The organism is Nonomuraea sp. NPDC050394, from assembly GCF_044459065.1.
Taxonomy (GTDB): Bacteria; Actinomycetota; Actinomycetes; order Streptosporangiales; family Streptosporangiaceae; genus Nonomuraea.
In genome coordinates this window covers 753,934-769,404 of sequence record NZ_JBITIO010000001.1, presented here as the reverse complement: position 1 = coordinate 769,404, position 15,471 = coordinate 753,934, and the positions used below count along the sequence as shown (strand labels likewise).

General features: G+C 70.6%; 9 protein-coding genes. All 9 read left to right on the top strand.

The window, feature by feature from the left end; translation table 11 throughout:
* The first annotated feature begins 44 nt into the window (after positions 1-44).
* The 9 genes from ACIBKY_RS03855 to ACIBKY_RS03815 all read left to right on the top strand — a co-directional run bounded on the left by ACIBKY_RS03855 (position 45) and on the right by ACIBKY_RS03815 (position 15,471).
* Positions 45-332: a hypothetical protein gene (locus ACIBKY_RS03855; RefSeq protein WP_397094169.1), complete on the top strand. Its 288-nt coding sequence runs from the start codon at positions 45-47 to the stop codon at positions 330-332.
* Positions 329-901, top strand: coding sequence for a hypothetical protein (locus tag ACIBKY_RS03850; protein WP_397094167.1), 573 nt, complete (start codon positions 329-331; stop codon positions 899-901). The genes ACIBKY_RS03855 and ACIBKY_RS03850 overlap by 4 nt, the downstream gene beginning before the upstream one ends.
* Before the next feature lie 113 nt (positions 902-1,014).
* Positions 1,015-1,407 (top strand): hypothetical protein, encoded by a 393-nt coding sequence (locus tag ACIBKY_RS03845; protein WP_397094165.1) that lies wholly within the window; start codon positions 1,015-1,017, stop codon positions 1,405-1,407.
* Between the two features lie 182 nt (positions 1,408-1,589).
* Entirely contained in the window at positions 1,590-1,898 is a 309-nt protein-coding gene (locus ACIBKY_RS03840) for a hypothetical protein (RefSeq protein ID WP_397094164.1), read from the top strand.
* Positions 1,895-3,064, top strand: a complete 1,170-nt coding sequence (locus tag ACIBKY_RS03835; protein WP_397094162.1) for a hypothetical protein — start codon at positions 1,895-1,897, stop codon at positions 3,062-3,064. The genes ACIBKY_RS03840 and ACIBKY_RS03835 overlap by 4 nt, the downstream gene beginning before the upstream one ends.
* 58 nt (positions 3,065-3,122) lie before the next feature.
* Positions 3,123-3,437 carry a hypothetical protein gene (locus ACIBKY_RS03830; RefSeq protein ID WP_397094161.1) on the top strand — a complete coding sequence of 105 codons (315 nt, stop codon included), beginning with the start codon at positions 3,123-3,125 and terminating at the stop codon, positions 3,435-3,437.
* Between the two features lie 221 nt (positions 3,438-3,658).
* On the top strand, positions 3,659-4,630 hold the full coding sequence (locus tag ACIBKY_RS03825) for a hypothetical protein (protein WP_397094160.1): 972 nt from the start codon (positions 3,659-3,661) through the stop codon (positions 4,628-4,630).
* A 90-nt stretch (positions 4,631-4,720) separates the two neighbouring features.
* Complete coding sequence (locus ACIBKY_RS03820; protein WP_397094158.1) at positions 4,721-15,262, top strand: hypothetical protein; 10,542 nt, start codon at positions 4,721-4,723, stop codon at positions 15,260-15,262.
* Positions 15,259-15,471 carry a hypothetical protein gene (locus ACIBKY_RS03815; protein WP_397094157.1) on the top strand — a complete coding sequence of 71 codons (213 nt, stop codon included), beginning with the start codon at positions 15,259-15,261 and terminating at the stop codon, positions 15,469-15,471. The genes ACIBKY_RS03820 and ACIBKY_RS03815 overlap by 4 nt, the downstream gene beginning before the upstream one ends.

Here is a 15,471-nt window from a genome sequence, read left to right as displayed (position 1 = left end):
AACCGGCGCCGAGCGGTGCCGCCGGTGTATCCGGAAGGAAACCCATGCACAACGGCAAGATCGCCGACGTCATCCCCATCACCGGCGCCTCGCGTCAGGACTTCGGCATCTACACGGCCGAGGACGGCAGCACAGCCCAGGTCATCCACGTCCGCGACAAGGTCAAGTTCAGGGTGCAGGGCAAGGTCATGGTCGGCGGCCACCTGGTGGACGCCGTTTTCTACCTCGACTACGACGCCGAGACCGCCTTCGCGCTCCAGGTGGCGACTGGACTGGCAGCGGTCGGAGCCAAGAGCCACATGGACATCGACGCGCCGGAGGGCATGCGATGAGCGAGAAACGCCTCTCCTGGAGCGGGAACGACAGGGACGGCTGGACCGGCTTCTTCTGGTCGGCCTCGGTCGCCTGGCAGTTCCGCATCGTCCCCATCGTGGGCGGCGTGGCCTACCGGCTGGACAACCCACTCCCGAACCCGGGCTACCGGGCCGACCGGGAGCCGTACTTCGAGACCTCGGACCAGGCGAAGGAGCGCGCCGACACCCTGCTGAGGGAGTTCACGATCCCCGCCGCGGTCCTGGCCAACGGCAGTTACCGGCACCAGTACGCAGAGAATGCCACGGAGTACACCTTCGCCAACAAGCTCTACACGCACGACTGTGATGGGCCCTGCGATCCCCGGGACGATGGCCACTGCTACAGCCCCGAGGCCATCATCATGCGGCTCATCGGCAGCGACACGTGGATTATCACCCGACCCGGCGGGAGGCATGCCAACCACTCGCAGGAGTGGACCCTGCCCGACTCCCTCCCCGGCAGCCCGGGTTTTCCCGGTGACGCGTTCCGGTTCACGGAGGACGAGGCGTTCAACATGATCCACGCTCTCGATGAGAACCGGGACTGACGCCTCTCTTTTCGGTCTCGCCCCGGCATCGGGAGAGACCTTAGCTCACCTTTTCAGGTTCCGTGTGCCGCCCGAGCGGCGGGCGGCACACGGAACCCACCGGAAGGAACACCATGGGAAGCAACATCACGCTGCGCGGTGTAGTCGATGAGAAGCGGGCAATCCGTTTGCAGGCTAGACGGGTGATGAGCCGCTACGCGTACCGCGACCTCGACCCGGTGATGGAGGCCGACCGGCGCACGTCGATGAACGACGCACGCACCGCGCTGTGCCTGGCGCTGGGCATCGCCGAGCAGGACATTGACCCGGCAAGCGGGCACGACTACTCGGCGGAGGCGTACGAGAGCGTGCGCGCCTCCTGGCGGTATCACGCCCGCCATCACGGTCTCTCACGCTTCTACGATGGGCCCGCCTACCGGCGAGCGATCGACTCCTGGCAGGCCCGGCGACCTGACCTCGCGGCCGATGGCTGGGTTGGCCCGCTAGAGAGTTGGGCGCGGGACTAGTCAGCGCCAAGCGCACAAGCGCCGCACCGGGCCAGCCTCAGCCCCCTCCATCCCCAGCCCTGGCGGCGTCCACCTCTTCGGTCCTGCCCGCATCGGGGCGGGACGTTAGCTCATCTCTTCAGGTTCCGTGTGCCGTCCGAGCGGCGGGCGCCACATGGGACTGCCGGAAGGAACACCTCCGCATGACCAGCAACATGTGTGTGCACGTCATCCACCTCGACTGGGGATCGCTCAGCGCATTCGAGTCCGTGATCATGGCCGCCCCTGACGAACCCACCGCATACGCGCACACGGCTCGCTACCTCCGTCAGCATGCCCGGGATTCCCTGGAGCCCGGCGGCGACCAGGAGGCGTACGACGACTTCGTCACGGCCCATCCGTACGACCCCGACGCCGCCACCCCCGAGCAGACCAAAGCCTGGGTGGACCGATTCGGCGTAGAGGTCTGGTATCCGATCATCACGCTGGAGCAAGTCGAGGTCAGATCGTGAAAGTCATCTTCGGTTTCGGGATGGGCGTGGACAGCGCCGCGATTCTCGTCGAGTGGCTCGACAACCCGGCCTCCCGCACCTTCGCGCTGAAGGACCTGATCGTGGTCATCGCCCAGACCGGCGATGAGTGGCTGGAGACCGCGCACCTGGTCGAGGCCTACATCTTCCCGTTGCTCCGCCAGCACAGCATCCGCACCATCCAGGTCGCGCGCGCCAGCAACAGCCAGCGGGACGGGATCGTCATCCTGGACGACACCACCCGGCCCACCACCTGCTATATCCAGGGCGCCTACCGCCTGTCGGACGAGATGGTCGAGGTCGCGACGGTCCCCCAGACCGGCGGCATCCGCAAATGCTCGCTGAAAGCGAAGGGCTGGGCTCTCGACACGCTTATCGCCGACCTGACCGGCGGCGAATCGTTCGTGCACATCATCGGGTTCGAGGTCGATGAGCTCACCCGCATGATGCGCGACATGCCGCTCGGACTGCCCGGCCGCATCCCCTTCTACCCGCTGACGGAGTGGGGCTGGGACCGTGCCTTCTGCGAGGACGTGCTGTGGAAGAAGTTCAAGGTCCAGTGGATCAAGAGTGCGTGCGTGGAGTGCCCATACGCCCTCGCAAGCCGGGCCGGGCTCGCCCGCACCCTTCCCCGGTACATCGCCTCCCCGTACGAGGCGTTCAAGACACTCACGATGGAGTATCTCGCTGTCGCCGCCAACCCGCGCCAGGGATTGATCGGCGGAGCGCAACTCTTTGACGCGTTACTCGACTTCGAGGGTGGGCCCAGCCTGCTGGCCGACTTCCAGGAGCACCTGAACTGCATGCCGTGGGCCGTCTACGACGTGCGGCGCGCGTTCCGCGCCAAGACCGACGACATGATGAAGCACGCCAACGCCGTCCGCTCCATGACCCGGATCGCCACCGGCGAACGCGCCGACATGGTGCGGCTGCTCGACTACATGGCCACCCACTACCTGCCGTCCGGCGCCCGCTACGAGAACGGCCGCCACCAGCGGGTGTGGATCCACGAGCGCAACATCTACTACCCGTGCCCTGAGCAGGCGTTCGTGACCGGTCCGGCGCTGGCCATCGACAAGGTCAACGACAGCTTCGCCGAGGCGTGGGAGGCGGCGCTGAAGGGACCCTCCCAACTCACCTTCGTCTGACCCCCATCAGGCTCCCGCCCGAGCGGCGGGCGGGAGCACCCCACCGGAAGGAAACCCCATGACCGACATTCCCAAGCACGTCTACCTCGCCACCGTGGTCTGGAGCGACGGGCGGCGCTTCCAACACGTCACCGCCACGCCTGGCCGGGCCTACAAGCGGGCCGCCGAGACGTTGCACGACCTCATCACGGACGGCGACACGCCGTACATCCCCCACCGCTACCTCGACTTCCTCGAAGAGCAGCCCTACGACCAGGCCACCGCCACGGACGAGCAGGCCGAGCAGTGGGTGGACCTCTTCAAGGACCAGCTCACCCCGGACGAGCTGCTCACCGTCGAAGTGAAGCGGTTCGACGTCCAGCACGCTGCCTAACCCTCACGGTGGCCGACGCCCGAGCGGCGGGCAGCGGCCGCCCCCCACCGGCCGTGCACGTCCGGCCGCTGCGGCGGCAGCCAGGACCTGTCCCGCTCGCACTGGTGCGGCCACCCCCACCGCACCGCCCGCCGCTGAGCTGCCCCTGACGCTCCACCAACCCACCGGGGCGGCACCCCGCCGGCGCCGCCCCGGCCCTCACGCACGCCCGAAAGCCACCCATGCTCATCTGCGACGACACACGGGACCTGCACTTCTATCTCGGCACCCACCGCGCCTCCTGGCTCACCACGGCGCCGATCGACGTGTCCCTGTTCATCAGCCACCGCGTGCTGCGCAAGTACAAGCGGCTGCCCGCCCCGCCCCGCTGGCCGTTCTGGCGATCGGGCATCCCCCTCCGACACGTCGCCATCGACTCCGGCGCCTTCACCGAACTCTCCCTCTACCACCAGTTCGTGACCACACCGGAGGAATACCTCGCCGCACTCGCCCGCTACGACGACGAGCTCACCATGCTGGACTGGGCCGCGCCGCAGGACTGGATGTGCGAGCCGTGGATGCTCGCCAAGACCGGGCTCACCATCCGCGAGCACCTGCGTCGAACCGTCGAGAGCTTCGTGCGCCTGACCGAGCTGTGGCCCGAGTTCAGCGACGCCGATTGCCCCGTGATGCCTGTGATCCAGGGCTGGAGCGTGGACGACTACCTCGCCTGCGCCGCTTTGTACGAGGAGCACGGCGTCCGTCTGGCTGAGGACTACGAGATCGTCGGCGTCGGCTCCGTCTGCCGCCGCCAGGCCAGCGCAGAGATCGGCGACATCTTCCGCACCCTCGCCCAGCTCGACCTGCCGTTGCACGGGTTCGGAGTCAAGCTCGCCGGGCTGCGCCGGTACGGCCGATACCTGGTGACGGCCGACAGCATGGCCTGGTCGTACGCCGGGCGCCGCACCCCCACCCAGTGCGGATCCACCCGGCACAAGAGCGAGGCGAACTGCCAGGTGTTCGCCCTCAACTGGCGTGCCCGTGTCGAGGCGGTCGCCGCTGAGGCCAAGCGCGAAATCGGCCAGCCCGACCAGCTCGACCTGTTCCCCACCCCTGCCCGCGCCGCCCAGCAGCGCACCCCCAGGCCCGATAAACAGACTGTGGCCGCCCACCCCGGCCGAGACGACCAGCTCGACCTGTTCGCGGCCGCGTGACCGCGCTGACGTGATCGGCGGACCGGGACACTATGCCGTCCCGCCCTGTTCCCTGCCCTCCACCAGCACGGGGCAAAACAGGGGGCACGGGTGACCAACCAGCGGACGTGGACCATAGGCGGAGTCACCTACACCGCCAGCCTGGAGGAGAAAGCCCGCCGGCTGCGCAACGCCTTCGACCCCGACCAGCCGCGTGACAGAAGAGGGCGCTGGATTGAGACCGGTGCGTCCGTCTCCATCTGGGGCGGCGGCACCGGCACCGTAGCCCGGAACCTGGGCGGCGGCCGCCTGGAGGTGCACACCGCGGACGGGCGCAAGATCTCCGTCCACCGCAACTACCTGACCGTCACCGCCGCCCCCGGCGGGAAGAAGCCGTCTGGTAACCCGGCGGACCGGCCCCGGCCGCAGCGTGCCGGCAAGCCGTCCAAGGGCGTCGAGGAGTTCACGCCGTCCGGGCAGGACACCCGAGTCCCCGTCTCTGAGCTCCGGCCTGGCCAGCTCGCGTACGTGCACGGCTGGGACTCCTTCGGCGACAACACCAGCAACTTGGGCCGCATCTCCGGCGTCTCGCCGGCGGGCCCGCCCGAGGACGCCGACACCAAGCCCGGCAGCGGCTGGGCGGTGTCCTTTGTGGACAACACGAACCGGCACTGGACGATGTATACGACCGACGACGCGATGGCGCGCGTCGTGCCGGACGAGGACTTCGCCCACCTGGTCGAGGCCGAGCGGGAGAACGACCAGGAGCAGGCCGACCGGATCGCGCGCGAGATTCGCGACCAGGTCAACGCGATCGACGAGGCGGAAGCATCCACGCAGCCGGAAGCCGCCCCAGCCGTCGAGGTCCCTGTGGTGGGCTCTCGGGTCCGGCTGTCGAACGGCGCCGAGGGCGCTGTGGCCAAGACGCGCGAGGATGGCGCACTCCTCGTGCGGCTTGACTCCGGCAGCCAGGTCAACGCGCACGCCTCCGACGTCGAGGTCATCGACACCCCGCCCGCCTCGGCCGAGAGCGACGGGGAGCGACCCGAACTGGCCGCCCGTCAGTGGATCACCACGCCCACGTTCAACGACCCCGTGCGGGTCGAGCAGATCCAGGACACCCTCACCGGCGCCGAGGTCGAGGTCGTCACCATCCGCGGTGACCGGCGCACCTTGGCGGAGGAGGAGCTCGGCGACTGGCAGCCCGCAGACGAGCCGCCGAACCACCGCGCGGACGGTGCCCCCGTCCAGCCGACGACACGCCCGCAGGAGGGCCTGTTCGCCGACATGGGCACCGACAAGGACGGCAACCGCGACTTGTTCATGGCGCTGGATGACGAGGACGACCAGCCCGCCCCCGCCCCGGAGCCGACCGAACTCGAAGACGTTGATGCCCGGCTCGAAGCAGTGGACGAGACCCAGCTCGCCTACTTCGGGCGCGACATCGGCACCGATGGGCGGGCCGCAGTCGCCTCTGTGATCAACTACGGCGGCCCTGGAGGCGACGGCGCCTACCGAGAGAGCCGCGACAGCACACGCGAGAAGCTCGCCGAGATTCCAGTCGAGGACCAGGTCGCGTTCGACCACGCCGCCTCCCGCGCCATCGCTGGCATCTACAGCTCGGCGATCTACCCGGGCAGCGTGTGGGGGATCTCCGGCGTCATCGGCAAGTCCGTGGCCGTACAGCAGGAGATGCGCCGGCGCGGCTACCCCGGGCCGAGTCTGGACTACGTCGCAGGCACCCGCGTCTTCCAGCAGCTCGACGAGCAGTACCCCGACGCGAGCGAAGCCATGGACCGCGGCACGTTTTCGTGGGAAGTGCCGGACAACCTCGCCGAGCAGCTCGCGGCGCTGAACGATGAGCAGCTACGCGGCTTCACCGACATGGCCAGCCTCGCCACGATCCGGGAGGACCTCAACAGCCACGCCTACTACGAGGCGCTGAGGATGGGCCTGGAGGAGCGGGAGCGGCGCGCCGCGACCGGGCAAAGCCGCACGCCGGCAACGTCGGCCGAGCCGGGCAACATCGAGGCGTTGCGGGCGCTCGCGCAGCAGGAACAGCAGGAGAGCACCAAGCGCCTCGTCTCCGATCTTGCCAGCGAGGTCGGGCTCACCGACACCGCCCGGGAACTTCTGCACGCGGTGCTCACGCGGAGCCCGTCTTCCAGCAAGTGGTACCGGCGTGCGCTCCGCGCGGACGGCGGCCGCATCCCGGACTGGGCCGAGAACGTGCTGCGGGTCGTCGCCCGCCCCGGGGCTGAAGAGTCACCGGAAGGTAGGGCCGCCGCATCGCGTGTGCATCGGGCAGTTCGGGCTGCCTCTCGTAGCGGCGACAAGGACGAGGACGCACGCCGTGACCTCATGTCCGCGTTCGAGATGCTCGGCGAGGAGCCCTACCAGCGCGGCACCGAGTCCACCGACGCCCCAGAGGAGCCGGAGGCCGACGAGCTCGCCCCCCGGCCAGGCGTCCTCGACGACTCGACCGCCGAGCGGATCACCGCGGCGGCGGCCGCGTACCGGCAGGCGCTGGTTGGGGACGACGAGGTGGCCATGCTGCGCGCCTGGTCGGAGTTCCGCGACCTGGTGGACGAGCACGGTCGCAGCGGCGGTGTGAACAGCCCCCAGTACGAGGAAGGGGAGCGGCTCACTCGGGCCGGCACGGAACTGCGGGACGCTTGGGACAAGGCGCACGCCGAGGTCATCCGAGAGAACCGGCGCCGCGTGGACCGGATCCTGAAGGCGCGCGACCAGGCCGGAAAGCGGGCCGACGAGGGCGACCTTGACGGCGGGCTGGCCATCATCGACGAGATCGCCGCTGAGTACCCGGACGTCGAAGGATGGGATGCCGCGCGCGCTGAGGTGCGCGACAAGTGGGTAGACCCGACCCCGCTCCCCTCCACCGACGACGGCACCCCGCCGTCCCCCGAAGGGATGAGCGATACCCGCCGGGCGGTGCTGGTCGCGGCGATCGAGCGCATGGCCGCTGGCTACCGGTGGACGGGCGACCCCGGCCGGTACATCGCCGAGGGCGCCGGCAAGAGCGGTTCACCGCGGCCTGGAGAGAAGGAATGGGTTGACACCTACATCGCCGCTCACCCCGAGGTCCTGACGTTTACGAGTAAGGAGATCGTCCGGCGCACCCGCCAGCAGGAGCGGGAGCGGGTGGACCGGAAGAAGGAAGCGACCGCCCGGTCCAACCAGGCCAAGCGTGCGTTCGACGACGGAGACTTTGACCGAGCGCTGGAACTGATCGACCAGGCCGAGGAGCTCGAACCCACCCAGGAGCGGTGGGACAACATCCGCCGCATCATCCGCGAAGCCCAGGCCGAGGCAGCGCCCGCGCAGCCCGACCCGACCCCAGACCGTACCGCGGAGCCCGTCGAGAACCGTACCGCGGAGCCGGGAAGCGACCCAGGCGGCGCCGAAGAGGGGGAGACACCGTCGCCTGCGCCGGCCGCCCCGGAAGCGCAGCCGGTCGGGGCACCCACCCTCACCTTCGAACAGACCGGTGGGGGCGTCTTCGACGTCCACGCCAGTGACCAGGACAAGCCGATCGGCTCCGTCCGACGCGTGCCCGACACCCGCTACAACGCCAACGGCAAGGGCCGTCGCTGGATGTGGTCGAGGGAGGGCGGTGAGGCCGCCACCGGCCGGTACATGTCCGCGCATGGCAAGCCCATCCTGTCCAGCGGCGACTACGGCAGCCGCAAGGAAGCCGCCGAAGCGCTCTACCAGGTCGTCACCGGGAAGGCCGCCACCCCTCCCCCGGATCTGACCCCGCCGGCGGGGTGGGAGCGCCGACCCGGGCAGGCGCCGAAGAAGGGCGACCGCGTGCGGCTGCCCGCCTTCACTCACCAGGGGCTAGAGGTGAGCGGGTTCTCCCAGCCGTACACCGTCGTGTCGGCCGAGGAGGTGAACGAGGACGGCCACCAATTGCTAAAGGTGCGCGGCGACAACGAGCGGCGCGCGAAGGAACGGGTCATCTTCGCCCGCAACGCCGAGCACGTGCTGTTCACAGCCCCCGAGAGCAACCCTAACCGAGACGGCGAGAGCGAACTGGGCGCTCAGCAGCGGCAGCGGCGCGAGGAAGCCGAGCAGCGTGCCGCAGCCCGCGAGCAGGCAGCGCAACAGCAGGCCGAGGACGACCAGGCCGTGCGGGAGCGCGCCGCCGGCCGCCAGCAGGTGACCGCGCTGGCCAAGCGGGCACGCGGAGCGTATAACGCCGGCGACGTTGAGCAGGCTTCTCGACTGCTGGACGAGGCCGAGCAACTCGCCCCGGGCGATCCGCGACTCGGCATGATCCGCAACACGATCAGCGAGTCCGCGCAGCCCCCTACGGCGGACGGCACCCCTCCCTCTCCCCTCACCTACCGGCCCAACGCCAGAGGCGGCGTGGACGTGGTCCGTGACGGCGAGGTACTCGGCGATGTCGTGAAGCGCGGCCGCACCTCCTGGTACTGGCGGGTCGTCGGCGACGAGAACTACACGCCCGTGTCGGAGGCCACGCGCAAGGCGGCCGCAGAGAGGATCGCGTTCGCGGTCCAGACACGGCTCGAACTTGCGGCGTCCGACGAGCGCAGGAACGCGGCGCGCGAGGCCCGGGTGCTGGAGATCGAGGCCGAGGGGTACACCGGCACCCTGAGCTCGGAGTTGCAGCCCGGCGACATGGTGCGCCACCTCGCCGGGTCCACCAACCTGGAGTACTGGGCGGAGCCCGTGCTGGTGAGCCAGGTGCAGCCGTTCGGTGAGACCGGCTCCGTCATCCGGTTCGTCCGCATGGACGGCAGTACCGACATCACGGTCGTGTCCGGTGAGCGGGCGCAGGTGATGCGCAAGGAGCGCGACAGCGCGCAGGCGGACGCGGTGTGGCAGCAGCACCTGGACGACACCGACGACTCGCCATCCGCGCACGCCCGCCGGGCGATGCCAGACGGGTACCAGCCTGCCGGGTGGAGTCAGATCCAGCCGGAGGACGTCGTACGCGTGCCGAGGCGGATCCTCGGCGGCTTCGTGCTGGAGTGGAGCAGCCCGATGGTGGTCGGGCAGGTGGAGCCACGCAGGGGCGGCGGATTCAGCCTGTCGTACGAGACCGACGTCAACGGCCATCACATCCGCTCCGAACGCGAAACCGTCAACGAGTTGGTCGCGGCATACGGCGTGATCCGTCAAGAGGCAGCGCCGCCAGCGCGCGAGACCACCCGCGATGACCTCGTCCCGGCGGCGGACGCGTTCGCCCCTGACGGGCAGGCCGCCGTGAACGCGGCTGTCCAGGGCATGTTCGCAGAGCTGGACATCCTGCCACTGAGCAACCTCTACTCCGCCCGCGCAGACTTGAGGGCTGCGCTGGACCGCGCGGCGGCCGACGCGCCCGACACCGACAGAGCGGCTGCCGAACGGGAGCGCCTCCTCCAGGTGGCGGATGTGCTGGGCAGGGCGTGGAGCCGCGCCTCCCGCGAGCAGATCGCGCGCGACTCCATCCAGGGCATGACCGAGAAGATCGAGGGGTTCCTTGCCGACGCGAAAGCGGCCCAGGCCGGGGGCGACGTCGAGCGTGCGCTGCGGTCCATGGATCTGGCGGAGAGTTGGCAGCTGGCGTTCCCGGACGGCCAGCCGGCCAGAGACTGGGACGCTCTGCGCGCGGCCGCCTCGCGCGGCCCTGAGCCAGACGCCGAGCCGTCCCGAGAGCCAGCCCCTGAGGGGCAGGCGTACGCCGACCAGGTCCGCGTGGGCGACACACTCGCGGAGGCGCAGTGGCGAATGGCCGGCCCCGATGCGGGCCTACTACGCGAAGGCCAGGCCGCGTACGCGAACGCGGCGGGCCCGGCCCGGCTCAGCGAGCCCATCCAGGACAGCCGCCGCGTCACAGACATCCAGGAGACGGGCGGCCGCCTCACGTTCACGTTCGACGACGGCACCCGGATCAGCCGCCTCCCCGACACGCTCCTCACCCGCGGCACACCGGCCGACGTCGAGGGCGGCGAGGACATCCCGCAGGCGAACGCCCAGGTTGGCGACCGGATCCAGTTCGGCGCCGCCGGGCCGAACCTGCCCGCCGCCCTGGACCGGGAAGCGCTCGGCATCGGCCGGTTCGACAAGGTCACCGTGGCAGGCAAGATCTCGCGCCGCCAACCTGGCATGCCGTCTGCAGTGCTTGACGACATCACCATCACCCGGGCGGACGGCACCACCATGCCAGCACCGTCCGGGACGCGATTCTCCGTGCCGCGTCGCGTGCTGCGGCTCGACGACAGCGAGCCCGCCCCGGCGCCTGAGCAGGTGCGCGGCGCCAGCTTGCGCGACGGCGACCGGATCACGGGCCCGACCGGCGACGTGGCTGTGGAGCGGGTGGATCGGCTCGACGACAGGCTCGTGTCTGCGCTCGTGCGCGACGACGACGACCGGCGCGAACGGCACCTGATCGCCGCCGAGCGGCCCGTCCAGCTCGCGCCCACACAGGACACGGACTCGGTAGATGAGACCGAGGCGTCCGGCCTGGCCGTGGGCGACTGGGTGGTCATCGACGACCACCCCATGCAGGTCGCGTCCGTGCCGGAGGTGGACCGCGGGCGGGCTCGGTTCGACGTGCGCGACCAGAACGGCCGCCTGTCGGAGGTGGAACTGGACGAGCGGCTCCTGCTCAATCGGGTCACCGGCGCGCCGACCCGCGAACCCGAAGCCGCAGCCGCGCCGCCGGCGGAGCCCGAGCGCATCACCGCGGCGGACCTGCCGGATGGGACACCCACCGGCAGAGTGCGGCTCCGCACCGACCAGCGGCGTCGTCTCCTGGATCTCAACCTGGACGCCACCAGTTCGGGCGCATCCCCGGCGGCGGCGCAGGCCCTGGCGAGACTGCGCGCACGCCGGGAACTGTCCGCCGAGCAGATCCAGGCATTGGCCGCCCACGTGCGCACGCTGGCCCGCGACGAGAACACGCCAGCGGCGCGGCGGCGCGCGCTGGGCCGTACGGCGGGTTGGATCGACGCCGCGAACGCCCGCCTGAAGGGGTTCCCGCCACCGCCACACGACCCCGGCCGGCCCGCCCCCGAACGCGTCTATGCGCGCAACCTGGTCATGGGCGACGTGATCGGCTTGCCCAGCGAGGACGGCACCATCCGGTTCGGTACCGTCACGGCGACTCGCCCCGTGAAGGGGTTCGGGCTGCACCAGGTGCATGTCCGGCATGAGGACGGCAGCGTGGAGCAGCGGGTCCTGCCGGACAGCGTGGACCTGTGGCTGGCGCCCGACCTGCCCGACGACGTGCCCGCGCCGCCCGCTGAGTTCACGCGCGAGCACGTCACCGCCGACCGGATCGGCGTCGGCGACACCATCCGCTGGGACGGCAACGACTTCACCGACCCCGTTTTGGGCCACGTCCTGGCGGTGGAGCGGCGCGGCGGCGAGTTCGCCGAGACCCGCCTGTACGAGATGACGATCCTGGACGGGGACGACGAGCAGCAGACGATCACCGTCACCGACCGGGGTTGGCCCTCGGTGGAGCGACTGGAGCGCGGGCCCGCCGCCAGCGGCCAGCCGTACGACTCGCTCATGCAGCCGGAGACGGCCGAGTATGTGGGCTGGCGCGACCTGCGCGTGGGTGACCGAGCCACGGTGTCAATGGCGACCGGCACCGTCACCGGGGTCATCCGCCACCCGGCGAGTAACGACGTGCCCGAAGGCATCACCGTCCAAATCATGGCCGACAGCGGCGAACAGCGGTCCGTGTCGGTGTTCGACGACCCCGATGCTCCGGACGACTACATCGACCCCAGCGTGATGCGGCTCATTCCCGCGGATGACAACGCGGCCGCGCGCATCTCCTCCGTACGGCGTGAGCGGGAACGCATCTCGCGCGAGCGGGAATTCACCGCGTTCCTCGCCAACCTGGAGACCGTGCGCTCCCGGTGGGCGGCAACGGACGTCGCCGAGGCGCTGCGCGAACTCCCGGCCAGCACGGAGCGAGAGGTGGCGCTTGCCGCGGCGTTCGAGCAGCTCGACCGCATCGAGGCTACGCGCGACCCGTCCGCAGCGACGCTCGCGTTCCGGCTCGGCGCCCGTGACGACGCCCAGATCGCTGCCATGGCACCGGCCACCAGCGCCGTCACCCGGGCGGCGCAGGCCCGCGCCACCAGCCGGATCCGGGCCGCGCTGGAGGGCGCGGACCTGCTCGGCAGCGAGACCTGGCCGCGCGCTCTGTCGCGCGTCGTGGCCGCGTACCGCGACCATCCGCCCGCGCCGGGCGTGCTGCCCGCCGGTGTGTCCCTCGCCAAGCTGCGCGACCGCATCAACGGGACGCCCGCCCAGCCGGCACCGCGCATGCCCGACGTGCCGCAGGACACCAACCTTCCCGGCCGCCTGGCCACGTACCGGGCTCAGCTCCCGGACAACCTGGCCGATCTCGGCAAGCAGCCCGTCATGCGGACGGTTTTCGAGCCGACGACTCTGGAGGACCTTGAGGCCGGGCGGGTTCCCGCCGTGCGCCAGGCGATGCTGTGGGCGCCCGACATCGCGGACGATGACGGCCCCGGCCTGGAGGCAATGAGGCAGCTCGCCGTGCTACGTACGGCAGGCGCCGACCTGGACGTCCGGTTCCGGCAGCACCTTGCCGGGCGGGAAGTGGCGCTCAGCGCGGAACTCGACGCCGTCACGCGGGAGCGTGGGCAGGCGTGGAAGGCAGCCGACGACGTCGATGCGGAGATCTCCCGCATCCGCTACAGCGTCGGCACCCCTGACGGAGGTCTACTGGGGCAGCGCGACGACGCCGCCGCGCGCTGGCAGGCGGCCGCCGTGCGCGAGCAGGAACTGCGGCGCATGCTCGCCGAGGCGCGCCGAGAGGCGCTCGCCACCACCCTTGCCGAGGTGCGCCGGGTGGGCGGCGACGGGCTCGCCTACACCGACCGGCAGGGCCGCCTCCTGACCGGGCGGGCAGGTTCGAACGCCGCAGCACTCCGCTACGTGGAGGAGGTCCTCCCGTCCGACTGGCTCCAGTCGGCGAGCGAGGCCGGGCCTGTCGAGGTGGTGACGGGTCCTGGCCAGCACGTGCACGTCCGGGCGGACGGCAGCACGCGGATCAGCCTGCCCGCCGACGACAACACCGAGATCGCCCCGGCGATCCGGGAGGGGCTGCCGGGCCGCGTTCCGGTGCCATCCGCGCAGCCTGGCGGAGTAGCGAAGGCGACGGTGGCAGCGCACGAGCTCGGCCACCATCTGGAGGCGACCGTGCCCGGTCTGCGAGCGGCAGGGCAGGCGCTGCTGTGGGATCGCACCAGCCACGGCGACGTGGGCGACCGTACGCGACCGGAGCCCATGTTCGGCGAGGACCGCGGCCGCCCGTTCGAGATCTATCCAGGAGACTTCCCGGACGCCCGCACTGGCCGCGTCAACGGCGACGGAACCCAGGAGATCTTCGCCAACGTGCTGGAGTCGCTGGCGGGGCACGGAGACTACGCCGATGACGACCTGCGGCATTGGGGGCTCGGCGTGCTCGCACTGCTGGCCACCGACGCGACCGGCCCGCAAGGAGGTAGCCGCCGCGAGGTCGCCGCGCAGCGGGGCCCGCTCGACGGCATCAACCTGCTCGCCTTGTCGGATGACCAGTTGCGGTCGCTCCTCGCCCGGATCGACGACCCGCAGGCAGTGGAGAGGCTGCGCGCCGAACTCAACCGGCGCGAACAGCAGCGCACCGGCAGCGACGAGACCGACCTGGCCGAACTGTCGGATGCGGAGCTGGAATCGATGCTGCTGGCTGGATGGGACGGGTACGGCGAGGATCCTGCGAAGACGGCCTTGCAGGATCGTGTCATCGCCGAAACGGAGGCGCGCGAGGCAGAGCGGCGCCGCCGCGGCGACGACCTCGGTGACCTGGCCGCGTCCGACCTGCTGTCCATGGACACCGATGACCTCGCTGCCCTGTACGGCCGGAACCTGGGCCGGTACGGCATGGACCCGGCGCTCACAGCGCTGCTCGACCAGATCAGCGCCGAGTTGGAGGAGCGAGACCGGCGACGCGACACCGGCGCCAACCCGCACGCGGACCTCGACCTCGGGGTGATGAGCGATGAGCAGCTCGTCGAACTGCTGGGACGGCACCAGCCGCTCTACCACTCCGATCCGTGGTCTGGAGTGCTCGTACGGCGGATCTTCGCCGAGCTCGACGACCGCGACCGGCAGCGCTCGACCGAGGACGAGCGAACCCCGGAAGAGGTCCGGGTGGACGAACTGATCGCCCACGGTTGGGATCCGCGCGAAGCGTACGCCGAGGCGTACGGCCTGTCGGAGGAAGAGATGGACAGGCAGGAGCGGAACGCGATCATCGACGCCGAGCGCGGCGCCGGGGAACGGCGCGAGCAGGTCGTGCGCCGCATGTACCGGCAGTGGGTGTACGAACAGGCCCTTGCGGCAGAGAAGGCGACGAACGGCTACATGCTGTCACCTCTCGGCCGGAAGGCCGGCGTTGACCCGGCGCGACTGTGGGGAGGCAATGCCGATCACGCACACGCGTACGCGTCGGAGGAACTCAAGCGATGGTGGGCAGATCAGCCAACCGGCAGGATGACGTTCAACGAGTGGCGCGCCCAATGGCTCGGCGATTCCCGCGACCGCAGGCAAGCACAAGAGCGGCGCCAGACCGCGGGCAACGGGAGGGACTTCGGATGAGCACTGGCCAGGGGCGCACCCCCACCATGGAGGAACTGGCCGACGCGCGGCGCTCAGCCAGGCGAGCGGCGGGGCTCGGCGCGCCGCCCGGGGTGTGCCCCTACGATCCGCGCAACGCCGATGAGCAGGCGCTGGCCGCAGTGTGGGTGGGAACATACGCCGATGCGCTCCCCGACGACAGGGCCCCCGCCGGCCAGGAAGAGGCATAG